Below are 23,994 nucleotides of genomic sequence, written 5' to 3'. Positions count from 1 at the left end.
GGGCGAACCGATTTCGGACGTACCCGGCGAGGTACCCCAACCGGTCACGAAATGAGTTGTCGCCCTGGCATACGCGTTGCGCGGGGCGCAACCGGAGCTCTACCCGTGCTGTTCGAGCACCTGCGGGTCCAGCGACGGGACCGGCAAGCAGGTGCGGGTGAATCCCGCTCCGAACGAGGTCAATTCGATGGTCCGGTACATCACCTTGGTGCCGAAGCTGGCTCGCTTGAGCAGCCGGCGCACCTCCGGCATGGCCTCGAGCAACTGGTAGCGGTTCGGATTGCCCAGTGCCTCGCGGGTGATGTCGATCAGGCCCAGCCGGTCCAGATTCGTCAGATATTCGTCGATCCGGTTCGGATACCGCAGCGCGGCATCCTCGCCCAGCAGGTTGAAAACGCCCCGGTAGGCCGTCCGCCCGGTCTTCACCTCCACCGCGGGCTGCGGCCCGTCCAGGTACAGGTGCCGCACCACGCGCGCCTCGTCGGGCGCGAGCTCGCCCAGGATGCGGGCGTACGCGGTGTGATGGTGGTTGTCGTCCTCGGTGTGGAAATCGGCGGAGCGGCGCAGCAATTCGGCGCCGCGGGCGCGCAGCACGCTGGCGGGACTCGACTCGGGGGCGATCTCGGCGGCCTCGGGCGCGGTCACGCCCAGCGCCTGCCGGACCGAATGCCGCACCTGCGCACCGGCATCGGAGAGGATCTCGCGCGGCGGCTGCCCGGCCATGCTGCCGCGCAGCACCACCGAGGTCACGCCCAGCGCGGTCTGCACGCTCCAGAAGCTCGCCTCGACCGCGGCCGACATCGCCACTCGCACCACCCCGGTAGCGGTGCGCACCGGCCCGGCCGCGCCCCGGCGCTCGGCCGTGTCGACCGGCACCGGCAGCGGCGCGGCCTGCCGAACAGCGATGTCGGTGCCGGTATCGGCGGGATCGTCCTCGCCCGAACCTGATTCGGCGCGCCCACCGGTGGACGGGTCGGTCATATCCATGAGGTGGCCACTCCTGTTCCGAAGATCAGGAGGTGAGCGTAACCGGCGAACAGGCCCAGCGCGCCGCCATGGACGAACAAAAGCCATTCGTCCTGTTTGATGGCCGAACGCAGCATGTCCACGAACTCCGGCGGGGGCAGCGCCGACATTTGTTTGGCGATGTACTCCTGCACCTGCTTGCCCTGCTGCACATTGAAGGCCGGGTCGGCGAAGGCGATCGGCGCGATGGTCATCGCCTCGGAGGTGAAGGTGTCCTGCAGCGAGTCGTACTCGCGGCTGCCCAGCGCGAACTTGACCACCGACCGGGCCGGTCCGAGCGCCCGGTCGGCCGCGGGCTTGAGGGTGTCCTGGAGCATCTGCATGGTGCGGTCGGCGCGCGGCCCGTTGAGCAGCTCGTCACCGATATTGGCGACCGTCATGATCTCGCTGGCCACCAGGGCCGCGTACCCCTCGGTGATCTCCGGCTGCCGTTTGATGAGCAGGCCCTGCCGCCACGGGCACCACCACTTCGGGTAGGCGGGCTCGAAGATCAGGTTGATGCCGATCCAGTTCACCACCCAGCCGATGATCACCCCGCCGACCGGCAGCACCACCAGCGACGACCAGCCGGTGAAGTGCAGGATGGCGACCAGCACCAGACCCATGGGCGCACCGAAGTAGAAGCCGAAGTTCTGCATGAATCGCAGTTCCTTGGCGCCCAGCACCTGGAACACCGAGTTCAGCATCTGCGGCCGCGCCTGGAAGTAGCGAATGGTCATCGACTTGACGTCCAGCAGCTGATCGATGTTCTTGCCGAGTTCATCGGTGAGTTCCCGGAGAATATCGGGCAACTGTTCCCGTACGCGGCTGTGCACCATCTCACGCAGACCGGTCGGCAGGTTGTACCAGAGCTGCGGATGTTCGCGCTTCAGGATGTCCTCGACAATGTCGCGAATCTGAAGGTCCGCAATTTCAACAAAATGTTCAGCGAGCTTGTCGGGTTCCAGTTCCCGATAGAAATCCGCGACGCTGCCGAGTTTCGCCAGCCCTTTGTCCACCGCGATGCTGGCCATCTTGTCCGCCCGCGACGGCACGATGCCCTGCCAGCCGATCCGGCCGTCGTACTGCAGCAATGGCAGCACCTGAATGCGCTTGGGCAGCAATGGAAACAACGCAGCCAGGCCCGGCAGCCGAAACCCGTGGAACCGGATCGGCTTGAACAGCATGAGCACACCGGTCCAGTTGGTGATATAGCCGATCACGCCCGTGAACAACGGGATGGTGATCAATTCCAAGAGGATGGTCGGACGCACCCCAAAGACACTTTCCAGCACGACACCCTCCTGCCGACCCGCAACGCACCGCCGTTGGCGTTGACAACCCCTCGGCGGTTCGGACCTTACTGGTTCTTTAGGAATCGAGTCCAGCGGGGAGTGTCTGAGTCGGAGATCTCGGTCACACTGGCCGGGCTCGATGTTCCTCTCTCTCGATAGGAACACGAGAATGGCACGGACCACATCCATATCGCGCCCTGTGCGGTCGTGTTGGGGGTCATGTGCGTCGTTCTGCGGCGGACGTGGACTGGGGTAACCTTCGTCTGGCTCGCGGGTTCAACGTGCCCGAAGGTCCGTCGGGGGCAATAATCTGTGGACGATTGTGTTCACCTGGCGATATTCGGAGATGGACGTGGCGGAAGACAGGATCCCGGGGCAGGACGTGGCCCGTCCGGGACCCCGTGCCGTAGAACGCAGTTCGGATGTGGAGAAGCGGCAGATCAGCAATGAGGCCCGGCTGATCCGCGGCGCCTTCCGGGCCGCCGGCCTGGCGGTCGGCACCGCGGTGCGGGGGACCGAGTGGGCCGTCGGCACCAGCTTCGAGATCACCAAACAGCTGACGCAGGCCGCGCTGGACGGCGAGTCGTCGGCCGATATCGCCGAGCGCACGGGGGCGGCGCTGCGGTCCATCGCGCGCAGCGCCCTCGGTGTCACCGAGGGTTCGGTGCGCGAGATCGTCAGTTACGTACCGACTCCCATGGGCGCGCCGCAGGCGGCCATCACCAACGGCCTGGTGCGCTCGGTCACCAACGAGGACCTGCGCCGGCGCGGCGACGCGCTGCTGGCCCGGTCTGCCGACGTCTATTTCACCGAGGACGTGCACCCGGCCTACGACCGGATCCTCGATCAACTCGCCCCCGACGAGGCTCGGATTCTGCGCTTCATGGCGCTGCAGGGTCCGCAGCCGTCGGTGGACGTCCGTACCAACCGGCCGCTGGGCATCGGTTCCGAGCTGGTCGCCGGGGACCTGACCTCGGTTCCGGAGCAGTCCGGCGTCCGCTACCCGGATCGGGCCCGGCACTACCTGATCAATCTGAACCGCCTCGGTCTCACCATGACCTCGGAAGATCCGGTCGTTTTGTCGCGATACATGGTGCTCGAGGTGCAGCCCGTCGTGGAGCAGGCGCTGAAAAAGGCCGGTCGCGTGCCCAAGATCGTGCGAAAGAGTCTGCGTCTGACCGAGTTCGGCGAGGATTTCTGCAACACCTGCTTCAGCATCAACGGCTGAGTCGGTATCCGGCTGATAGCGATCCGGTACAAATCCGTGCCGATCCCTGAAGGTTTCCTACACCTGATGGGATGGTTGAAGGTATGGATTCCGATGCCGTCGCGGCGATCAGCCGGCTGAAGTTCCGTTACCTGCGCGCGCTCGACACGAAGGCGTGGGACGAGTTCGCCGACACGATGATTCCGGAGGCCACCGCCACCTACAGCGAGTACCTCCAGTTCGAATCGCGCGACGCCTTCCTGGCCTTCATGCGCAACACCCTGGGCCCGCACGTCATCACCGAACATCGCTGCGACCACCCGGAAATCGACGTTCACGGCGACGAGGCCACCGGCACCTGGTACCTGGCCGACACCGTCCTCATCCCGGGACACAACATGCTGCTCCGCGGCGCGGCGTTCTATTCGGACCGCTACGTCCGCTGCGACGACGGGCAGTGGCGCATCGCGCACACCGGATACGAGCGCACCTATGAGGTGGTGCTGTCCCTGTCGGATCTGCCCAGCCTGCGCCTGACCTCGAGCCGCTGGGGGCTGATCGCCCGCGAACCCGCGGAATCGCCGCGCACCGAACCCAGCTCGGACGGGACGAGCACGATCGGCTGACGGCATCGGGCCGCTGCTCACTGCAGCGAACGTGTCACTGTCGCCTGCGCCGAATGCGTTGCGCGTCAGTGCAGCTGGTTCTGCGCGGTTTCCAAGCCCACACGCAGCAGCAGTTCGACCGCGTCGGCGGTCTGCTCGACGATCACCGGAACCTCTTTGCGTTCCGGCGCGGAGAAGGGCTTGAGGACGTAGTCCGCGGGATCCTGGCGCCCCGGCGGGCGGCCGATGCCGAAGCGGACGCGCAGATAATCCTTGGTGGTGAGGGCCTGCGAGATGGAGCGCAGCCCATTGTGCCCGCCCTCGCCGCCGCCGCGCTTGAGGCGGATGGCGCCGAAGGGGAGGTCGAGCTCGTCGTGGACGACGATCACCTCGGTGGCGGGCACGGAGAAGAATTTGGCCAGCGCCGCGACGGGCCGCCCGGACAGGTTCATGTAGGTGCGCGGCTTGGCCAGCAACACCTTGCGCCCGTCCAGGCGGGCCTCGAGCAGATCCGCGCCGGACTTCTTGTGCACGGTGAATCGGCCGCCGACGCGCTCCGCGAGCACATCGGCGACCAGGAAACCGACATTGTGCCGGGTGCGCTCGTATTCGGATCCGGGATTACCCAGACCGACCACCAGCGCGGGCCCGGCCGTTGCCTCGGTCATCGAGAACCGTTGTGGGAGTAGGGAGTTACTCCGCGGCTTCCTCGGAAGCGGCGGCCTCTTCCTCGGCGGCGGCCGGGGCGGCGATGATGTTGACGATCAGGGCCTCGGCGTCACCGGCCAGGGCGACACCCTTCGGCAGCTCGATCTGGCCGGCGGTGATCTGGGTGCCGGCCTCGGCGCCCTCGATCGAGACCTCGATGGACTCGGGGATGTTCAGAGCCTCGGCCTCGATGGACAGGGTGGTGGCGTCCTGGGTGACCAGGGTGCCGGGGGCGGCGTCGCCGACCAGGGCGACGAGCACGTCGGCGGTGACCTTCTCGCCGCGGCGCACGATCAGCAGGTCGGCGTGCTCGATGTAGCGGCGGATCGGGTGGACGACGACCGACTTGGTCAGCGCCAGCTGCTTCTTGCCGTTGATGTCGAGGTTCAGGACGGCGTTGGTGCCGTGCTCACGCAGGATGGCAGCGAACGCCTGGGCGTTCACCGACAGGTGCTGCGGCTCCTCGTTGTGGCCGTAGAGCACGGCCGGGACATTGCCGTCGCGGCGGGTACGGCGGGCAGCGCCCTTGCCGAACTCGGTGCGTACGGTGGCTTCGAGAAGGTTGGCGTCGGACATGACTGTCTACTCCCTACGGCTCGTCCGGCTGTAATGTCAGCGTGTCGCCAGGCGACGGGGCCGCCCTGGCTGAGGTTGGTCTGCTCGTCGGCGAAGACCAACATGGACGGCCGTATAGGCCGAGCCGCGTCGATCACGGTGGGCAGTTGGGTGCCACACCCTCGCCGAGACAACCTGAAGACTCTAACATGCGGCCGGAACGTCTCTGCGGCACCCCCTCGACGACCGGGTGCGGGGCGGGCGTTCCCAGGAATTGCACAGGAATATTTCCACTCTTGTTTCCCGCAATCTGACACACTACCATTTCGCATCACTCCGCCTCGCGGGGAATGCTTTGCGCCATAGGGAAATGCGTCCCCCATTTCCGGTGCCGGGCAATTCGAACGACAGGCTGAGTAGCTTGTCTTCCGAGTAAGGATCAGTTTGATGAAGAACATCCGCCGGTTCGGTCTGAGTGCCGTGGGCATCGCCGCTGTCTCCGCTACCGTCGCTCTCACCGCCCCGGTCGCCGCGGCCGATTCGAATGCCAACTGCCCCCCGTCCAACTCGGGCGGAACCGGAGGAACCGGCAGCGCCAGCAGCCTGGGTCCGCTCATCAACAACATCCTGAGCAGTCTGGGCAACCTGGGTGGCCATGGCACTTCGACGTCGACCGGCAGTTCGTCCGCCGTCGGCTGACCAAAATCAGCACGGCAACCGGCGGCCGGCTGTCTGTTTGCCTCGTTGTCGCAACCGGTGCGGATCACCGCCACCGTTACTGCGGGTAATCCCGCTTCCGTGGCGGAGATTCCTTTCCGGTGCTAGGCAATTTGATCGGCACGCTGAGTAGCTTGTCTTCGAAGTAAGGAAACAGATTCATGAAGAACATCCGCCGGTTCGGTCTGAGCGCCGCGGGCATCGCAGCCATCTCCGCCACCGTCGCCCTCACCGCCCCGTTCGCCGCCGCGGACACCTCCAACAACGGTATGACCGTGGTCGGCAGCAACTTCCAGACCGGCACGGCGTACACCATCAACATCATCACCGGCGTTCCCGGCGTTACCGCCAACGTGTACGACACCAACGCCTCCAACACCACGGTGTCGGTCGGCTCGGCGACCTCCTCGGGCTCCACCCAGGCGTCCGTGCAGTGGACCCCGGCCACCTCGGGCTCGCATCACCTGTGGGTGGTGCTGAGCGGCGGCTCCCAGTCGGTGCCGACCTCCGGCCCGGTGGATGTCACCGTCTCCGACCCTTCGACGACCACCACCACGACCGGAACCGGTAGCGCGGGCTCGCTGATCCCGCTGATCAGCAACCTGCTGAGCAGCCTCGGCGCTTCCTCTCAGGTGAGCTGACGTTCCGGCCGACGGCCGGTTGCCCGGACCCGCGCGGGGGTCCGGGCAACCGGCTGTTCTGTATACCGGGCCGTCTCGATATACCCGGCCCTGTCCATTACGCGGCGTCTGCGGCCTTGAATGTGGCCGCGTAGCAATCGACGTACGGGCGGCCGGAGCGGCGCACGATATCCGCCATCAGCTCGTCGGTGGCCCGGCGCACGGCCGGCGGATCGGCGGGCGGGATATAGCGCGGGTGGCCGAAGGAGATGCCCACCTTGGCCGGGCGCAGGAAGCGCCGATTGCGCGGATTGACCCGATCGGTGCCGGACAGCACGACGGGGATGACGGGAGCGCCGGTCTCCATGGCCACCCGGACAGCGCCGGTGCGTCCGCGGTAGACGCGGCCGTCGGGTGAGCGGGTCCCCTCGGGGTGAATGCCCCAGATACCGCCCGACCTGAGAATACGGACCGCGGCGGCCAGTGAATCCGATCCCGCGGTGCCGCCGCTGCGATCCACCGGCACCTGGCCGGTGGCATTCATGACGAACCGATTGATGCGGCCGCGCAAGCCGCCCCCGGTGAAGTATTCCTGCTTGGCGATGAAGGTGACCCTGCGGCGCAGCACCAGGCACAGGTAGAACGAGTCCACCACGGCCAGATGGTTCGCCGCGATGATCACCGGGCCGTCCTTCGGAACATGGTGCAGCCCTTCGATCTTCGGTCGCCCGAGGAGTCGCAGCACCGGCCCCACCAATACCTGCTTCAGTAGCCAGTACCACATGGAATGCCTCCCGAATCGTGCCCGTAGACAATGTCTACTCACTGTCCTACCGGACCCGAGTAGACACTGTCTACCCCTATTGGGAGAATGTGACGCATGACTTCGCTCGAGCCGCTGCGGGAACGCCTGGTGACCGCGGGGGTCGCCCTGCTCGAGGAGGTCGGCTCCGGCGAGCTCGGCCTCCGCGCCATCGCCCGTGAGGCGGGGGTCTCGCACGGCGCCCCCCGGCGATACTTCCCCACCCACAGCGCCCTGCTGGCCGCCATCGCCGCGCGTGGCTACGCCGACCTGCGGACCGAAATCGATGCGGTGCAGGGTGATACGGCCCCGGCGCGGGTGCGACTCACCTGCCTGGCCTACATCGGCTTCGCGGCCGCGCGGCCGGAGATGTTCACCCTCATGTTCCGCCACGACCTGCTGGAGGGCGCCGGCGAGAACCTGCGGGTGAACACGACACTGCCCATGTTCGCAAGCTGGCGGGCACTGGTCGCCGAGTGCGTGCGCGACGGCGCGGACGAGCGAGCCCTGAGCCTGTGGACCCAGCTGCACGGCATCGCGGTGGTGGTCGCGAATCGCAGTATCGAGGCGATCGCGCCGGGGACCGATATCGAAGCGCTGGTCGCGCAGGCTGTCGCCCGGCACCTCGCAGGGCAAACCGGCGAATAGCGTGCCGGACCCGGACGGCGCTGGACCGGCCGGTCGGGCAGAGGGGCCGGTCACGTACCCTGGGGCGGTTGCCTCGTCTGCACAAAAAGGAGTCCCCCGTGAGTTCCCCGACTGCCCCCTCAGCTACCGCCGGTCGGCTGGCCGACGAGGCGGCGCGGCGGCGCACCTTCGCGGTGATCTCCCACCCGGACGCGGGTAAATCGACGCTCACCGAGGCGCTGGCGCTACACGCCAAGATGATCTCCGAGGCGGGCGCGATCCACGGCAAGGCCGGCCGCCGGTCCACCGTCTCCGACTGGATGGAGATGGAGAAGGCGCGCGGTATCTCCGTCAGCTCCACGGCCCTGCAGTTCGAGTACGGCGACTGCGTCATCAACCTGGTGGACACCCCCGGCCACTCCGACTTCTCGGAGGACACCTACCGCGTGCTCACCGCGGTGGACGCGGCGGTCATGCTCATCGATGCCGCAAAGGGCCTGGAACCGCAGACGCTCAAGCTCTTTCAGGTCGCGCGTGATCGCGGCATCCCGGTCATCACCGTCATCAACAAGTGGGACCGCCCGGGCCAGGCGCCGCTGGAACTGCTGGACGAGATCGTCGAGCGCATCGGCCTGACCCCCACCCCGCTGTTCCTCCCGGTCGGCATCGCCGGCGATTTCCGCGGCCTGCTGCGCCGCGGCGAGGAGGGCACGCCCACCGAGTACATCCACTTCACCCGCACCGCGGGCGGCGCGACCATCGCCCCCGAGGAGCACTTCACGCCCGAACAGGCCGCCGAGCGCGAGGGCGATGTGTGGGCCACCGCCGCCGAGGAGAGCGAACTGCTCTCGGCCGCGGGGCAGGACCACGATCAGGAACTGTTCCTGGGCGGGCACACCTCGCCGGTCATCTATGCCTCCGCCATGCTGAACTTCGGTGTGCGCCAGCTGCTCGACACCCTGGTCGAGCTCGCGCCGCCGCCGCGCGGCCGCAAGGACATCAAGGGCAATCCGCGCGATACCACCGCGCCGTTCAGCGCTGTCATCTTCAAGGTGCAGGCGGGCATGGACACCGCGCACCGCGACCGGCTGGCGTTCATGCGCATCGTCTCCGGTGAGTTCGAGCGCGGCATGGTGGTGACCCATGCGCAGACCGGGCGGCCCTTCGCCACCAAGTACGCGCTGACGGTGTTCGGCCGCGAGCGCACCACCGTCGACACCGCCTACCCGGGTGACGTGGTCGGTCTGGTCAACGCCACCGCGCTGGCTCCCGGGCACACCCTGTTCGTGGACAAGAAGGTCGAGTTCCCGCCGATCCCGTCCTTCGCGCCGGAGCACTTCGCGACGCTGCGGGCCCAGACCGCGGGCAAGTACAAGCAGTTCCGCAAGGCCATCGATCAGCTCGACTCCGAGGGCGTGGTGCAGGTGCTGCGCAATGACGCCCGCGGTGACCAGTCGCCGGTGCTGGCCGCGGTCGGTCCCATGCAGTTCGAAGTCGTCACGGCCCGAATGCAATCCGAGTTCAATGTCGAGACCCAGCTCGATCACCTGCCGTACCAGCTGGCCCGGCGCACCGATGCGGAATCGGCGGAGGAGCTGAATCGCCAGCGCGGTGTCGAGGTCTTCACCCGCACCGACGGTGCGCTGCTCGCGCTGTTCAGCGACAAGTGGCGGTTGCAGTACATCACCAAGGAGATGCCGAAGCTGACCCTCGAACTCCTGGTCGCCGGAACGGAATAGCCCGGTGCCGCGACCCACCCCCGGGCCGGCTCAGCCGAGGTGGGTGGCGGTGGCCGAGCGCCGGAGCTTGCCGGAGGAGGTCTTGGGCAACGCGCCGGGGCCGAGAACGGTCACGCTGCGGGGCCGGACCCCGACCTCGGAGAAGACCGCGTGCACGATGTCGTGCTCGATGCGGTGGACCTCCTCGCGATTCTGGTGATCGTTGGATTCGACCACGACGGCGAAGCTTTCGCGTTTCTGCCCGGCGTCGAGGCGCACGGCCACCGCATTGCCGGGGCGAACTCCCTTGACGCGCAGGGCCGCTCGCTCGACATCGGTGGGGAAGATATTGCGGCCCGCCATGATGATGACGTCCTTGATGCGGCCGCACACCACCACCAGCCCGTCGTCGGTGAAGTAGCCGAGGTCGCCGGTGTCGAGCCAGCCCTCCGGGTCCTGCGCGGCGCGGAAGCCGTCCACCGTGAGGTAGCCGGATGTGACTGCGGGGCCGCGTAATTCGATGACGCCGACGCTGCGCACCGGGAGGGGCCGGCGCTCGGCGTCCACGATCCGGCCCTCGAGGTTGTCGACCAGGTAGCCGAGTGTCGGCAGCCGGCGCACGCCGCCGTGATGGTGTTCCGGATCGCGGATGGGGACGGCCTTGCCGAGGGCCTCCAGCAGGTCGGCGTCGACGACGTCGAGGACCTGGCCGAGGCCCGGATCGGGGATGGAGACCGCGAGCGTGGTCTCGGCCATGCCGTAGACGGGGGTGAGGGCCATGGGGTTGAGGCCGAAGCGTTTTCCAGCCTCGGCGAGGGCGTCCATGGTGTCGGCCTCGACGGGTTCCGCACCGTTCCACATGTAGCGGACACAGCTCAGATCGACCGCACCGTCGGCCGCGTTGCGCAATCGGCGGGCCAGCAGCGAATACGCGAAATTCGGTGCGGCGGTGACAGTTCCGCGATACTTCGAGATCAACTCGGCCCACAGGATGGGGCGGGTCAGGAAGTCCAGCGGGGTCACGCACACCACTTCGGCGCCGAATTGCATGGGCACGCTGAGGAATCCGACCATGCCCATGTCGTGGAACAGCGGCAGCCAGCTGATCATCACGTCGTCGTCGAGCTGGAATTTCACCCGATCGAACATGGCGTGGGCGTTGACGAAGAAGTTGCCGTGCGTGATCTGCACCGCCTTGGGCGACCCGGTGGATCCGGATGTCAACTGCTGCAGGGCGATATCGTCCTCGCCGGTCGGCACCGGCTCGATCGGCTCGCCCGTGCGCATGGCCGCGATGGTCACCACCGCGATACCGCGTTCGCGCAGCAGCGGTTCCGCGATCTCGAACGGCGCGCCCAGGATGACGGCCCGCGCCTGGATCATGCTCAGCACGGTCTCGGTGTCGTGCGCCCACACCTGCAGATCGGTGCGCGGGGTCGGCTGGTGCAGCATGGTGATCGAGGCGCCGCGCATCCACACCGCCTGGCAGGCGGGCGCGATGTCCACCGGCATGCCGGCCAGCACTCCCACCGCGTCGCCCGCGCCGATCCCGGCGGCGGCCAGGCCGCCGGCCATCCGGCGGGCGATGTCATGGATCCGGCCCCAGTCGTGCCGCACCGGCGCATCCGGTTCACCGGTCACCAGCCCTCTCCGGGAAACGCGGGCGGTGGCATACATTTCGTCGGTGAATCGGCTCACAATCGACTCCTCAAACGCCGAACCAGCACCTCAAATGATCCCGCGCCCGGTCCGGGCTGTTAACCGTTTCGGAGTTTTGGGCGGCGGTCAGGCGAAGGTCCTGACCGCCCCGACGAACCGATCCAGGTCCTGGTAGTCGACGAAGCAGTGCGGGGAGGCACGGACCACCGAGTTCAGTTCTCTGGCGGTCATATCGAGCAGCGTGGAGCCGCGGTGGCTGACCGTCACGGTGATGGCCTCGGCGGCCAGCCGATCGCGCACCTGGACCGGTTCCAGGCCGTCGACGGTGAAGGACACGATGCCCGCGTGCTGGATGCCCCGGTCGCGTACCTCGACGCCGGGAATCTCCTGCAGGGCCTTGCGCAGGTACTCGGCGCGTGCGGCGATCGCCGCGTACACCTGCGCCGGACCCAGGTCGAGCAGGTAGCGCACGGCCGCGCCCAGCGCGAGGCGGCTCGCGACCGAGCATTCCCAGAATTCGAAGCGGCCGGCGTCCGGGGAGAGCACGTAGTCGTCGGGGGCGATCCACTCGGCGCTGTGCAGGTCGAGCCGGCCGGGCTCGAGACTCAGCGCCAGGTCGGGCCGCACATACAGAAATCCGGTGCCACGCGGGCCCCGCAGCCACTTGCGGCCGGTGGCGGACAGCGCGTCCACATCGAGTTCGGCGACATCGAGCGGCAGCTGACCGGCCGACTGGCACGCGTCCAGCAGCGCCAGCGCACCGACCCGGTGTGCGATGCGGGCGGCCTCGGCGACCGGGTTCACCAGGCCGCCATTGGTCGGAACATGCACCAGCGACACCAGTTTCACGCGCTCGTCGATCATGGCGTCCAGGGCGTCGAGGTCGAGCTGCCCGCTGCCGTCGCTGGGAATGGCCTCCACGACCGCGCCGGTCTGCCGGGCGCGCTGCAGGGCGGCGATGGCATTGCTGCCGTAGTCCACGCCGGAGATCAGGATGCGATCGCCGGGGCTCAGCGGGACCGAGTAGAAGAAGTCGCTCCAGGAGCGGCTGGCGCTGTCGCTGAGGGCCAGCGCGGCCGGGTCGGCATTGATCAGTTCGGCAATGGCCGTCTTGACGCCGTGCAGGTCGTCGATGCGCTCGTTGGCGGCGCGGTAGCCACCGATCTCGGCCTCGCGCCGCAGGTGGTCGATGGCGGTGTCGACGACGATCCGCGGGGGGAGCGAGGACCCGGCGCTGTCGAGAAAGACCTGATCCCGGCACCCCGGCGTGTCGGCGCGCAGACGGGCGATGTCCAGTGTGGCGTTGTCTCTCACATGTTCGACCCTATCCACCGCGCCGAGCGCCCACCGGGGAGCCGCGCTACCCCGTTGCGCCGCCTGCGCTTTCGCGCCATCCCACGATGGGATGGCATGAACATCGCCGACACGGCGGCCGGTGCCAGGGCGTCACCGCCCTGCCCGGGCAGATGCTCGCTGACCACGACCGCCGGCGCCGCGCCCGTGCGGTCGGCGAACCGGGGCCGGCGCGACGGCCCAGCTTCCGCATCCGACGCCGAGTAGCGGCGGCGATGCCGAGTAGCGGCGGCGATGCCGAATGGGCATCGGCCGTGGTGAGCCGAGGCCCCGGATCCATGCCCGCCATCCGCTGGAACAGGCCGCGGATGCCCACCGTGAGCTGGAGGAATGCCGCAATGCCGGGGCCATCGTGCTCTCGGTGCGGCCCTGATAGCAGGATCGGGAATCGGCTGTTCCTCTGCAGGCGTTCTCCCTTTCGTCAGATTTCTTGTCACCGTCGCTCGCTACTCTTGTTTGGGTCGCCGTGCGATCCCCAGCGGCGACCGCATCAGACGGAGGTTGGCAATGGCTGTCACGGCGTCACCGACCGATGTGCTGCACAGTGGCCTGGCCGAATCGGAGCCGGGCGGCGAATTCACGTCACGTGCCGCCGCCGAGGCTTACGTCGGAAAAGTCTGTTTCAAACAGGGCCCACCGCTGCTCATCGGCGCCGAACTGGAGTGGCTCACCGCGCAAGGTGAACTTTCGGCGACCAACTCGCGTCCGGACCCGAGGGTCCTCGCGGATGCTCTCGGACCGTATGCGCCACGGTCCATTTCCCCCGATTCCCCGGCCGTTCCGTTGCCGGGAGGCAGCCGGGTCACCCTCGAACCCGGCGGTCAGATCGAACTGTCCAGTGCCCCGTTCGGCACCGCCGCCGAACTGTGCGAGCGCTTGCGGGCAGACTCGATACGCCTGCGGGAGCTGCTCGAATCCCGCGAAATCCGAACTGTTTCCGCCGCCGCCGATGCCACTCGGCGGCCGCTTCGTGTGCTGCAGTTGCCGCGCTACCGGGCCATGGAGCGGTCCTTCGCCGGCATCGGCCCGTTCGGCGCGCTCATGATGTGCAATACCGCCGCCACCCAGGTGAGCGTCGACGCGGGCGCGAATCCCGCCGAGATCGCCGCCCGCTGGCAGGTCCTGTACGCCGTGGGTCCGGCCCTGCTGGCCGCTTTCGCCTGCTCACCGGCTCTGCACACCGCCCCGCCCGGCGACTGGGCCTCGCAGCGCATGCGGGCCTGGCAGCGGCTCGATCAGCTCCGCACCCGGCCGCCCGTGCACGACTGGACCGACCCGATCACCGGGTACGCGCGCTGGGCGCTGGACGTGCCGCTGCTGTGCGTGCGGTCGCTGGACCCGCAGGCCGGTGACTGGTCGGCCCCGCCGGGGGCCACCTTCGCCGACTGGCTGTGCGGGGCGCTGGACGAGGAGATCGGTCGCCGCCCGGACCGGGCGGATCTGGACTATCACCTCACCACCCTGTTCCCGCCGGTCCGCGCGGCCGGTCACCTCGAGGTCCGCTACCTCGACACGCAGCCGGGCGACGGGTGGTCGGTGCCGGTGCATGCCATCGACGCGCTGCTGTCCGATCCCGGAACCATTACGGAGGCAACGGCTCTGGCCGCCTCCACCGCGGATCTCTGGTCCGAATCCGCCCGGCGCGGGCTGGCCGACGCGGAGCTGCGGGCAGCCGCGGTCGCCCTGCTCGACCTGGCCACCGCGCATGCCGCCACTCCCGAGGCGGCCAAGGAATTGGCTGCCGCCGCCGACCGATGTCGCAGCGGCCGCACCCCGACAGAATCGGAAGTTCTCTCATGACTGTTCAGCATCTGCCGGGTTCGGATCGGGCGGAGACCGAGGCGTTGCGCGGACGAATCGCGGACGCGCTCGAGCGGGCGCGCCGGCGGACCATCGGACTGACCGAGTGCGTCGACGAGGCCGAACTGGTCGCGCAGCACTCGCGGCTGATGAGCCCGCTGGTCTGGGATCTCGCACACATCGGCAACCAGGAGGAACTCTGGCTGGTGCGCGATGTGGGCGGGCGGGAACCCGTGCGGCAGGACATCGATCACCTCTACGACGCCTTCCGGCACGCGCGGGCGGACCGGCCCGCGCTGCCGCTGCTGGATCCGGCGCAGGCCCGCGACTATGTCGGCACCGTGCGGGACAAGGTGTGGGATGTGCTGGACCGCAGCCCCTTACACGGCAATGACCTGGTCCACGACGGTTTCGCCTTCGGCATGATCGCCCAGCACGAGCAGCAGCACGACGAGACCATGCTCGCCACTCACCAGCTGCGGACCGGCGAAGCGGTGCTGTCCGCGCCGCCCACGCCCGCCGCGCGGGTGGCGGTCACCGGTGAAGTCGTCGTTCCCGCAGGCGAATTCATCATGGGCACCGATTCCGATCCCTGGGCCCTGGACAACGAGCGGCCCGCGCACCCGGTGCACGTCGGCGCCTTCGCCATCGACGCCGCGCCCATCACCAACGAGCAGTATCTGGCCTTCGTCGACGACGGCGGCTACGAGCGGCCCGAGCTGTGGTCCGAGCGCGGCTGGGCGCACCGCGTGGAGGCGGGGCTGACCGCGCCCCAGTTCTGGGAGCAGGACGCCGGGGGTCGTTGGTGGCGTAGGGTTTTCGGCACCATGCAGCCGCTGCGCGCCCACCAGCCGGTGGTGCACGTCTGCTGGTTCGAGGCCGAGGCCTACGCGAACTGGGCGGGCAAGCGCCTGCCCACCGAGGCGGAATGGGAGAAGGCCGCCCGCTTCGATCCGGCCACCGGCCGCTCCCGCCGATATCCCTGGGGCGATATCGATCCCACCGAGGCCCTGGCGAATCTCGGCCAGCGCCACCTGGAACCGGCCGATGTCGGGGCCTACCCCGCGGGGGCGTCCCCGGTCGGTGTCCATCAGCTGATCGGCGATGTCTGGGAGTGGACCGCTTCAGGTTTCGAGGCCTACCCCGGCTTCCGTGCCTTCCCCTACCGGGAATACTCCGAGGTCTTCTTCGGCGGCGACTACCGCGTCCTGCGCGGTGGTTCCTTCGGTGCCGACCAGGTCGCCTCCCGCGGCACCTTCCGGAACTGGGATCACCCGATCCGCCGCCAGATCTTCGCCGGGTTCCGCCTCGCCCGGGACCTGAGATCGGACGAGCGCTGATGTGCCGTCACCTCGCCTACCTGGGCCCACCCACCCCGGTAGGGGTGCTCCTGACCCGGGGCCCGAATTCCCTGCGCACCCAATCCTGGGCCCCGCGCGACATGCGCGGCGGCGGCACCATCAACGCCGACGGTTTCGGCGTCGCCTGGTGGCACCACCCCGATGCCGCCGCTCCCGACCACGGGCCCGGCGTCATCTGGCACGGCGGCACGGCGGCGGATATCCGGGCTGCGGCGGAAACCGCCGGCGTTCCGGCGGATCAGGCCGGAGCCGGTGCCCCGGGCACGGGTCCGGTGGTCAGCCGGTATCGCAATGCGGCACCGATCTGGACGGATCCGGCGGTCGACGAGGTGTTGCCGCAGATCCGGTCCGGAGCAGTACTGGCCGCAATCCGTTCCGCCACAGTGGGAATGCCGGTGGAGCGAGCAGCCTGCGCCCCGTTCACCCACGGCCGCTGGGCCTTCAGCCACAACGGCGCGATCCCCGACTGGCGGCGGGCCCTGAGTGCGGTTGCCGCCGAATTCGATTCGCCACCGCTCCTGGAGGCAGAATCCCTGACCGACTCCGCCGCCCTGTGGGTGATCCTGCGTGGGCTGCTCGGCGGTGGCGGCGACACCACTGCGGGCGTCGCGCATTCGGGCATCGGCGAATCGCGGAGTTTCGGCGCGACGGTGACGTCCCGGTCGTCGATCAGTGTCACCTCGGCTTCCGGTGCGGCGCCCGAGGTTCGGACCTGGGGGTCGGCCACGAACGGCTCGGCCGGCGCGGCGTTCCACGGTGCGGGGGCGAGAGATCCGGGGGAGGTACTGCGGCTGGTGATGGCGGCGGTGCTGGCGCGGTCGCCCCGCGCGCGGTTGAACTTGCTGATGGGGGATGGGGCGGGGATTTGGGGGACGACGTGGCATCACTCTTTGTCGGTGTTGGAGACCGACGGGTTCGTGTTGGTGGCCTCGGAACCGTTCGATGACGATCCGCGGTGGCGGCCGATTGCCGATCGGCAGCTGCTGAGCGTGCGGGACGGGCGGGTGTCGGTGGAACCACTGGATATCGAGATCGGAAAGGCTGGCTCATGACTGCGGCTACGCTGGAAATTCATCTGACCGACGAGGATTTGACGACCGCCCTGCGCGCGGACGTGCGACAGGGGCTGACCGCGGAACCGAAGTGGTTGCCGCCCAAGTGGTTCTACGACGCGCGTGGCAGCGAGCTGTTCGAGAAGATCACCGAGCTGCCCGAGTACTACCCGACCCGCACCGAGCGGGCCCTGCTGGAACGGGTGGTCGGCGAGATCGCGCGGACCGCGCAGGCCGAGGTGCTGGTCGAGCTCGGCGCGGGCTCGGCGGCCAAGACCCGGCTGCTGCTCAACGCACTGAAGGCCGAGGGTCCGCTGAAGAGCTATGTGCCGCAGGATGTCTCGGTCTCGGCGCTGCGGATGGCGGCGGACGAGGTGGCCGCGGAGTTCCCCGGCCTGGGCGTGCACGGCGTGGTCAGTGATTTCACCGCCACCCTCGACAATCTGCCCGGCGGCGGCCGCCGGATGGTCGCCTTCCTGGGCGGCACCATCGGCAACCTGATCCCCGCCGAGCGCGCCGAATTCCTCGGCGGCATCCGGGATGTCCTGGAACCGGGCGAGCAGCTGCTGCTCGGCGCGGGCCTGGTCATCGACCCGGCGGTCCTGGTTCCCGCCTATGACGACGCCGCGGGTGTCACCGCGGAATTCAATCGCAATGTGCTGCATGTCCTGAACGCCCGGCTGGGCGCGAACTTCGAACCGGAGAAGTTCCGGCACGTCGCGATCTGGGACGCCGAGCGGGAGTGGATCGAAATGCGCCTCGAGGCCACCGAGGCCATGGCCGTCCACATCCCGGCGCTCGACCTGACCGTCGATTTCGCGGCGGGCGAGCAGCTGCGCACCGAGATCTCCGCCAAGTTCCGCCGCGAGGTTCTCGAAAGCGAACTGGACGCAGCCGGTTTCACCACCGAGCGGGTGTGGACCGATCCCGCCGAGCGGTTCGCCCTGGTGCTTGCCGAGCGCAGGTAGGCAGGGTGCTCACCGAGCGCAGGTAGGAGTGCGGGCGGTGGCGGCTACTTTTGCGCCGTCACCGCCGCCAGCCACTCGATGAGCGGCCGCATCTCCTCCCACGCCGCCCGGACCTCCCGGCCGGCGCGCGGGGTACTCAGCCACTTGGGTGCGCCGAAATCTCTTCCGGCGGTGAGGGATTTGTGCCGCAGCAGCTCGATGCGCGGGTGATCGATGTCGTAGCCCTTGGGTTTGGTCGCCAGTCTGTCCCCGCCGATCTGGTATCCGGCCGAGACGAGCTGTGCGATCAGCCCTTCCAGCTCCCTCCCGCGCACCTCGTCGTCGATGGCGGCCCGCAACGCGGCCAGCTGGGCGCTCTCGGCGGCGTACATGCCGCCCCCCACTCGCAGTCCGGCCGCGCTGATCTGGACGTACCAGCCGGAGTACTGCGCGCTGTACACCACCGCGCCCTGATGGTTCTTGTAGGGCGACTTGTCCTTGGCGAAGCGCACATCCCGGTACGGCCGGAAGATCTTGGCCTCGCCGAAGTCCGGTTCCAGCTCGGCGACAAGCGCTTTCATCGGATCCCGGACGGACTCCTCCCATACCTGCTTGTGGGCGTTCCAGAAGGTCTTGCTGTTGTCGGCTTCCAGATCCTCGTAGAAGTCGAGTCCGGCGAGCGGGAATCCGGTGAATGCGGTCATGTCAATCAGTGTTCGGCATGACCCCGGAGCCGTAGATCGCGACCCCGATGATGATGCCCAGCACCAGCGCCACCCCGGAGGCGACCGCGGCCCACTTGCCCAGCGGCTCGCCCTTGCTGTGCCCGATCACGCCGAGCACGATGCCTGCGATGCCGAACAGCGGTGGGCAGAAGATGAGCGCGATGACCGCACAGACGAATCCGATGATCGAGAAGGTCTGCGGCCCGCTGCGCGGTGGCGGCGCACCGAAATTCGCGCCACCGGGATACGGCTGATACGGCTGCCCATAGGGCTGCTGACCGTACGGCTGCTGCCGACCGTAGGACTCCTGACCGGGTCCGAACTGCTGCGGGTACGGCGGCTGCGCACCCTGGGGGTGAGAAGGCTGCGAACCCTGAGGGTAGGGAGCGTTCGGGTAGGGCGGAAACCCGCCGCCCGGGTAGGCGCCCGGTGGCTGATCGCCGTGTGGCGGGTATCCGTACATCCCGCCCGCCGGGTACTGCGGCTGGGCCGGTGGAGGCTCGGACTGCGCGGCCGGATTGAACTGCGTGGGGTCGGGCTGACCGGGAGGCGGGGGAGTGCCCGGGATGTACCGGAAGGTGATGTCGTCCGCGGGCGGTTCCTCGGTGGGCCGTGCCTTCGAGACGTTTTCCGGCGTGTCCGCCGCTGGCGTGTCGGGTTCCTTCTTGAACATGTCGGCCGGTCCGGTGCCGGATTCGTCCGACGGCTTGCCGGGCTCGTGCGGCGGCGTGCTCATCGCGCCCTCCTCGATCGTGGTGTGCGTCTTCAGGGATATCCCTCTGCGGGGCGTGCTACGCAACAGTCCTAATCGCCGAGTTCCTCCACGATGTCCATGGCGGCGACCTCCGCGGGCCGGTCGTCCTCGGCCACGAACTCCTCGCGCTGCCGCCGGCGGCTCCACTCCTGGTCGAGTTCGGCTCCGATGCCGAGCCTGCCGGTGTCGTCGCTCTCGCGATCGCGGATGACGAGGTCCTCGGGCGGATCGGTGATGAACCGCGTGTACTCGCGGATCTCGTCCTCCTGATCGTCGTCGCCCAGGTCGTAGTCGAGGTTGTCGACATCGCTGTCGAAGACCTGATCGGTGTCGAAGATCTCGTCCATCAGACGGGCATCGTCCTCGTCGGGCCGGCCGGCCATTCGGCACCACCTCTCCGCGCAGTCAGCGCACCAGTAGCAACCCTGAGTTCGATCCAACGCTACCGCTTACCTGCAGAAACGGACATCCATTGTCGCCCCCATTTCACGCAAAAGCGCCCCTCCCGGAAGTGGGAGGGGCGCTCGTTGAAGCGATGGTGATGGCCGCCCCGGTGGGTTCGGGGCAGAGCCCCGGTTGCCGTTGGGTTCAGGGGCGGAGCCCCTGAGAGCCTACGAGAGTTCCGGTTATGCGTTCCCGTTGAAAAGGCCGGTGACGGAACCGTTTTCGAAGACCTCGCGGATGGTCTGCGCCAGCAGCGGGGCGATCGACAGCACGGTCAGCGTCGGGAACTTCTTGGCCTCGTCGATCGGCAGGGTGTTGGTCACCACGACCTCCTTGGCCCCGCAGCTGGCCAGACGCTCGGCGGCCGGGTCGGACAGGATGCCGTGGGTGGCGGCGATGACCACGTCGCCCGCGCCGGTCTGCTTGAGCACCTTGACCGCGCCGGCGATGGTGCCACCGGTGTCGATCATGTCGTCGATCAGGATGCAGGTGCGGCCCTCGACCTCACCGACCACGCGGTTGGAGACGGTCTGGTTGGGGACCAGCGGGTCGCGGGTCTTGTGGATGAACGCCATCGGCGCGTCCGCCAGCGAGTTGGCCCACTTCTCGGCGACCTTCACGCGGCCGGCGTCGGGGGAGACGACCGTGATGTTGGACAGGTCGTAGTTGTTGCGGATGTGCTCGGCCAGCTGCACCTGCGCGTGCATGTGATCGACCGGGCCGTCGAAGAAGCCCTGGATCTGATCGGTGTGCAGGTCGATGGTGATGATGCGGTCCGCGCCCGCGGTCTTGAGCAGGTCCGCGATCAGGCGGGCCGAGATCGGCTCGCGGCCGCGGTGCTTCTTGTCCTGACGGGCGTAGGGGTAGAAGGGCAGCACCGAGGTGATGCGCTTGGCCGAACCGCGCTTGAGCGCGTCGATCATGATCAGGTGCTCCATGACCCACTGGTTCAGCGGGGCGGGGAAGCTCTGCAGCACGAAAGCGTCGGAGCCGCGCACCGATTCCTCGAACCGGACGAAGGTCTCACCGTTTGCGAAGTCGCGCGCGGTCTGGGGAGTGACGTGAACGTTGAGTTCCTTGGCCACCGCCTCGGCGAGCTCAGGATGAGCGCGCCCCGAGAACAGCATCAGATTCTTCTGGTTATCGGTAGAGAACGCGGTCACTGACGTTCGCCATCCTTTTGCTCGTTGGATATCTCGGTGGTTCCCGGCGGATCCGGGAGAGCCGCGAGCGCCGCTTCGGCCGCGCGGGCTGCATCGGTGCCGGGGCGATTGCGCTGCACCCAGCCTTCAATGTTGCGTTGTGCTCCACCCGACACCGCGAGCGCTCCCGGGGGAACGCTTCTGCGCAGTACAGTACCCGCCGCCGAATACGCGCCGTCACCCACGGTGACCGGCGCGACGAACATGGTGTCGCTGCCCGTGCGCACGTGCGAGCCGACGGTGGTGTGGTGCTTCTTGACCCCGTCGTAATTGACGAAAACGCTGGACGCGCCGATATTGCTGTACTCGCCGATGGTGGCGTCGCCGACATAGGTGAGGTGCGGGACCTTGGAGTGCGCACCGATGGTGGCGTTCTTGGTCTCGACGAAGCCGCCGATCTTGCCCTCAGCGCCGAGCGAGGTGCCGGGCCGCAGATAGGCGAAGGGGCCGACGCTCGCGCCCGGGCCGATGCTCGACTTCTCGCCGTGCGTGCGCACCACCCTGGCGCCGTCGCCGACGGTCACGTCGGTGAGCGTGCAGTCCGGTCCGATCTCGGCGTCCTCGCCGATCACGGTGTCGCCCAACAGTTGTACGCCCGGCCGGATGACGGCGTCGCGGCCGATCATCACATTGCTGTCGATCCAGGTGCTGCCCGGATCGATGATGGTGACCCCGGCGCGCATGTGCCGTTCGAGGATGTAGCGGTTGAGGGTGCGGGCCGCGCCGGCCAGCTGCACCCGGTCGTTCACGCCGGTGACCTTGGCGGAATCGATCAGCCGCGCGCCGTGCACCGGATGTCCGGCCTCGCGGGCCAGCTTGAGCACGTCGGTGAGGTACAGCTCGTGGCGGGCGTTGGCGGTATCGATGCGCGAGATCATGATTCGCAGCACGGCCGCGTCGAAGACGTAGACGCCGGAGTTGACCTCGGTGATGGCCGCCTGGGCCGGGCTGGCGTCGGCGTGCTCGACGATCTCCAGCACGTGCCCCTGGGCGTCGCGCACGATGCGGCCGTAGCCGTTCGGGTCCTCGGGCTCGAAAGTCAGTACGGTGACTGCGGATCCGTCGGAGTAGCTGCGGTGCTCGTCGAGCAGCGCGTGCAGGGTGTGACCGTCCAGCAGTGGCACGTCGGCGTAGGTGACGAGGACGTCGCCGTCGAAGTTCTCCGGCAGCGAGGTGAGCGCGCACTGCACGGCGTGCCCGGTACCGCGCTGTTCCTCCTGCACCGCGAGGGTGATCTGGCGGCCCAGTTCGGCTCCCACCTTGCCGACCGCGTCGCCGACCTGTTCGCGATCGTGACCGATCACGGTGATGAGCGCCGTCGGGTCGATCTCGTGCGCGGCATGCAGTGCGTGGGCGAGCATGCTCCGACCGGCAAGCGGGTGCAACACCTTGGGTGTCTTGGACCGCATTCGGGTTCCGGCTCCGGCGGCGAGAACGACGACGGCGGTCTGCTGTGGCATGGATCTCCCTCGGCTGCCGGTCATCGTGTGCTGAGTCAGGTTGTGCTGGGCCACAGTGGGTCAGCACCCACAGCGTGGTCAGCGATTCTGTGCGGGGCCCACCATATCGACCCTGCTCGTGAGCTCCGCCGCCAGGACTCGAACCTGGACAAACTGAACCAAAATCAGTTGTGCTGCCATTACACCACGGCGGATTGGCGCTTCATGCGGGTCTGATCCTCGCATGAAGTACGCCCCTACGTCGAACCGTGCTCCCCCGCCTCTCCGTGTTTCTTGCCGACGAGTCACGTGCGGGGCCGGTTCGCGTCGCGGACCGGCGGTTACGACGCAACGGACTGACCCCGTACCCCAGGAGTTACCTCGATCGAGACAAATCAGTTGTTACGTTGGCGAATACGGACGGCGAGTGCCCCCTGGCCGCATTCTCCTGGAGAGTCTGGAACAGTTATGAGCGGTCTGACGGCGGAGTAGGGAGGCGGTAGCGATGACGGGCGGTGAGGGCAGTCGGCCCGCGCGGGCGCGCATGACCGGCACTCAGCGCCGCCAGCAGCTCATCGAGATCGGCCGGGCGCTGTTCGCGGAGCGGGGGTACGACGCCACCTCGATCGAGGAGATCGCGGCGCGGGCCCAGGTGTCGAAACCGGTGGTGTACGAGCACTTCGGCGGCAAGGAGGGGCTCTACGCCGTGGTGGTCGACCGGGAGATGTCGACGCTGCTGGAGATGATCACCTCCTCGCTCACCCAGAACCGTTCGCGGGTGCGGCTCGAGCAGGTGGCGCTGGCGTTGCTCACCTATATGGAGGAGCGCACCGACGGCTTCCGGATCCTCATGCGGGATCAGCCGGTGTCGGCCGCGGAGGGCACCTACTCGAGTCTGCTGAACGAGGCCGTGAATCAGGTGGCCCACATTCTGGCCGGGGATTTCGAGCGCCGCGGGCTGGATCCGACGCTGGCGACGCTGTACGGGCAGGCGCTGGTGGGAATGGTTGCGACGGCGGCGACCTGGTGGCTGGACGAGCGCCAGCCATCCAAGGAAGTGGTGGCCGCGCATCTGGTGAACCTGTGCTGGAACGGCCTCACTCATTTGGAGGCCGAACCCCAGCTGGCGTCGGAATGGCCGAGCGGCAAGGGGTTATAGAACCCGGCGGTTTGAATTCAGGTCTGATATGTCTGTCCTAGCGGGGCAGAACTGGACAGTTAACCAGCGAATTGCGAAGGAGGACGGGTCGAATGCTCGAATCGACTGGCAGCACGCAGCCGGGTGGTACGGTTCACCCATCCTTCGAGTGCTGTTCGAACTGTGATGTCGGTCAACTTCGGGATATCGGTCTACTTCAGGATGGCTGGTTTGATGACAGGCGGCTCTGATGGCTAGTGC

Annotated in this window: 24 protein-coding genes and 1 tRNA gene; 12 read left to right on the top strand and 13 right to left on the bottom strand. The window is 68.0% G+C overall.

The features are described 5' to 3' along the window. Positions 1–99 precede the first annotated feature (99 nt). Both ABZV44_RS14615 and ABZV44_RS14610 read right to left on the bottom strand, forming a co-directional pair. Entirely contained in the window at positions 100–987 is an 888-nt protein-coding gene (locus tag ABZV44_RS14615; RefSeq protein ID WP_354836064.1) for an Abi-alpha family protein, read from the bottom strand. Next, positions 978–2,300 (bottom strand): hypothetical protein, encoded by a 1,323-nt coding sequence (locus tag ABZV44_RS14610; RefSeq protein ID WP_354836062.1) that lies wholly within the window; start codon positions 2,298–2,300, stop codon positions 978–980. The genes ABZV44_RS14615 and ABZV44_RS14610 overlap by 10 nt, the downstream gene beginning before the upstream one ends. Before the next feature lie 346 nt (positions 2,301–2,646). Between ABZV44_RS14610 and ABZV44_RS14605 the strand changes: the two genes are divergently transcribed. Both ABZV44_RS14605 and ABZV44_RS14600 read left to right on the top strand, forming a co-directional pair. After that, complete coding sequence (locus ABZV44_RS14605; RefSeq protein WP_354836060.1) at positions 2,647–3,528, top strand: DUF4393 domain-containing protein; 882 nt, start codon at positions 2,647–2,649, stop codon at positions 3,526–3,528. An 83-nt stretch (positions 3,529–3,611) separates the two neighbouring features. Continuing rightward, complete coding sequence (locus tag ABZV44_RS14600) at positions 3,612–4,133, top strand: nuclear transport factor 2 family protein (RefSeq protein ID WP_354836058.1); 522 nt, start codon at positions 3,612–3,614, stop codon at positions 4,131–4,133. Between the two features lie 65 nt (positions 4,134–4,198). On the opposite strand, the gene pth is transcribed toward ABZV44_RS14600, so the two are convergent. Together pth and ABZV44_RS14590 are read right to left on the bottom strand one after the other, a co-directional pair. Beyond that, entirely contained in the window at positions 4,199–4,780 is a 582-nt protein-coding gene (gene pth / locus ABZV44_RS14595; protein ID WP_354836056.1) for an aminoacyl-tRNA hydrolase, read from the bottom strand. Between the two features lie 25 nt (positions 4,781–4,805). Then, entirely contained in the window at positions 4,806–5,396 is a 591-nt protein-coding gene (locus tag ABZV44_RS14590) for a 50S ribosomal protein L25/general stress protein Ctc (RefSeq protein ID WP_354836054.1), read from the bottom strand. Between the two features lie 426 nt (positions 5,397–5,822). Between ABZV44_RS14590 and ABZV44_RS14585 the strand changes: the two genes are divergently transcribed. Together ABZV44_RS14585 and ABZV44_RS14580 are read left to right on the top strand one after the other, a co-directional pair. Then, on the top strand, positions 5,823–6,074 hold the full coding sequence (locus ABZV44_RS14585) for a hypothetical protein (protein ID WP_354836052.1): 252 nt from the start codon (positions 5,823–5,825) through the stop codon (positions 6,072–6,074). A gap of 179 nt (positions 6,075–6,253) precedes the next feature. Continuing rightward, on the top strand, positions 6,254–6,733 hold the full coding sequence (locus ABZV44_RS14580; protein ID WP_354836050.1) for a hypothetical protein: 480 nt from the start codon (positions 6,254–6,256) through the stop codon (positions 6,731–6,733). A gap of 97 nt (positions 6,734–6,830) precedes the next feature. Here the strand turns inward: ABZV44_RS14580 and ABZV44_RS14575 are convergent, their stop codons facing one another. Beyond that, on the bottom strand, positions 6,831–7,496 hold the full coding sequence (locus tag ABZV44_RS14575) for a lysophospholipid acyltransferase family protein (protein ID WP_354836048.1): 666 nt from the start codon (positions 7,494–7,496) through the stop codon (positions 6,831–6,833). Between the two features lie 96 nt (positions 7,497–7,592). Between ABZV44_RS14575 and ABZV44_RS14570 the strand changes: the two genes are divergently transcribed. Then, complete coding sequence (locus ABZV44_RS14570; protein ID WP_354836046.1) at positions 7,593–8,162, top strand: TetR/AcrR family transcriptional regulator; 570 nt, start codon at positions 7,593–7,595, stop codon at positions 8,160–8,162. A 98-nt stretch (positions 8,163–8,260) separates the two neighbouring features. Beyond that, entirely contained in the window at positions 8,261–9,880 is a 1,620-nt protein-coding gene (locus ABZV44_RS14565; protein ID WP_354836044.1) for a peptide chain release factor 3, read from the top strand. Positions 9,881–9,910: 30 nt separating this feature from the next. Here the strand turns inward: ABZV44_RS14565 and ABZV44_RS14560 are convergent, their stop codons facing one another. Further along, positions 9,911–11,557 carry a fatty acyl-AMP ligase gene (locus tag ABZV44_RS14560; protein ID WP_354836042.1) on the bottom strand — a complete coding sequence of 549 codons (1,647 nt, stop codon included), beginning with the start codon at positions 11,555–11,557 and terminating at the stop codon, positions 9,911–9,913. Between the two features lie 87 nt (positions 11,558–11,644). After that, positions 11,645–12,832 carry an aminotransferase class V-fold PLP-dependent enzyme gene (locus ABZV44_RS14555; RefSeq protein ID WP_354836040.1) on the bottom strand — a complete coding sequence of 396 codons (1,188 nt, stop codon included), beginning with the start codon at positions 12,830–12,832 and terminating at the stop codon, positions 11,645–11,647. A gap of 280 nt (positions 12,833–13,112) precedes the next feature. Between ABZV44_RS14555 and ABZV44_RS14550 the strand changes: the two genes are divergently transcribed. The 5 genes from ABZV44_RS14550 (at position 13,113) to egtD (ending at position 18,052) form a co-directional block, all read left to right on the top strand. After that, positions 13,113–13,244 carry a zinc-binding dehydrogenase gene (locus ABZV44_RS14550; protein ID WP_354836038.1) on the top strand — a complete coding sequence of 44 codons (132 nt, stop codon included), beginning with the start codon at positions 13,113–13,115 and terminating at the stop codon, positions 13,242–13,244. A gap of 134 nt (positions 13,245–13,378) precedes the next feature. After that, positions 13,379–14,671: an ergothioneine biosynthesis glutamate--cysteine ligase EgtA gene (gene egtA / locus ABZV44_RS14545; RefSeq protein ID WP_354836036.1), complete on the top strand. Its 1,293-nt coding sequence runs from the start codon at positions 13,379–13,381 to the stop codon at positions 14,669–14,671. Further along, positions 14,668–16,011, top strand: a complete 1,344-nt coding sequence (gene egtB / locus ABZV44_RS14540) for an ergothioneine biosynthesis protein EgtB (protein ID WP_354836034.1) — start codon at positions 14,668–14,670, stop codon at positions 16,009–16,011. Before egtA ends, egtB begins: the two co-directional genes overlap by 4 nt. Further along, a complete protein-coding gene (locus ABZV44_RS14535; RefSeq protein WP_354836032.1) occupies positions 16,011–17,084 on the top strand; it encodes an ergothioneine biosynthesis protein EgtC in 1,074 nt (357 codons plus the stop codon). The genes egtB and ABZV44_RS14535 overlap by 1 nt, the downstream gene beginning before the upstream one ends. Beyond that, on the top strand, positions 17,081–18,052 hold the full coding sequence (egtD, locus tag ABZV44_RS14530; RefSeq protein WP_354836030.1) for an L-histidine N(alpha)-methyltransferase: 972 nt from the start codon (positions 17,081–17,083) through the stop codon (positions 18,050–18,052). Before ABZV44_RS14535 ends, egtD begins: the two co-directional genes overlap by 4 nt. Positions 18,053–18,096: 44 nt before the next feature. Here egtD and ABZV44_RS14525 read toward each other — a convergent pair whose 3' ends face one another. The 6 genes from ABZV44_RS14525 to ABZV44_RS14500 all read right to left on the bottom strand — a co-directional run bounded on the left by ABZV44_RS14525 (position 18,097) and on the right by ABZV44_RS14500 (position 22,810). Further along, complete coding sequence (locus ABZV44_RS14525) at positions 18,097–18,735, bottom strand: DUF2461 domain-containing protein (RefSeq protein ID WP_354836028.1); 639 nt, start codon at positions 18,733–18,735, stop codon at positions 18,097–18,099. 1 nt (position 18,736) lies between these two features. After that, a complete protein-coding gene (locus tag ABZV44_RS14520) occupies positions 18,737–19,492 on the bottom strand; it encodes a hypothetical protein (protein WP_354836026.1) in 756 nt (251 codons plus the stop codon). A 68-nt stretch (positions 19,493–19,560) separates the two neighbouring features. Then, positions 19,561–19,893, bottom strand: a complete 333-nt coding sequence (locus tag ABZV44_RS14515) for a hypothetical protein (RefSeq protein WP_354836024.1) — start codon at positions 19,891–19,893, stop codon at positions 19,561–19,563. A gap of 243 nt (positions 19,894–20,136) precedes the next feature. Beyond that, positions 20,137–21,117, bottom strand: a complete 981-nt coding sequence (locus ABZV44_RS14510; protein WP_354836022.1) for a ribose-phosphate diphosphokinase — start codon at positions 21,115–21,117, stop codon at positions 20,137–20,139. Next, positions 21,114–22,616, bottom strand: a complete 1,503-nt coding sequence (glmU, locus tag ABZV44_RS14505; protein WP_354836020.1) for a bifunctional UDP-N-acetylglucosamine diphosphorylase/glucosamine-1-phosphate N-acetyltransferase GlmU — start codon at positions 22,614–22,616, stop codon at positions 21,114–21,116. Before glmU ends, ABZV44_RS14510 begins: the two co-directional genes overlap by 4 nt. 123 nt (positions 22,617–22,739) lie before the next feature. Continuing rightward, positions 22,740–22,810, bottom strand: a tRNA-Gln gene (locus tag ABZV44_RS14500). A gap of 329 nt (positions 22,811–23,139) precedes the next feature. Between ABZV44_RS14500 and ABZV44_RS14495 the strand changes: the two genes are divergently transcribed. Further along, the gene (locus tag ABZV44_RS14495; protein ID WP_354836545.1) at positions 23,140–23,754 is read left to right on the top strand and encodes a TetR/AcrR family transcriptional regulator; all 615 of its coding nucleotides are present in this window, start codon (positions 23,140–23,142) and stop codon (positions 23,752–23,754) included. The last annotated feature ends 240 nt before the right edge of the window (positions 23,755–23,994 follow it).

Origin of the sequence: Nocardia sp. NPDC004860, assembly GCF_040609015.1 — a bacterium.
In the GTDB taxonomy this organism is placed as follows: Bacteria; Actinomycetota; Actinomycetes; order Mycobacteriales; family Mycobacteriaceae; genus Nocardia.
The sequence above is the reverse complement of the archived record's forward strand: the minus strand, read 5'-3'. Positions and strand labels throughout refer to the sequence as shown.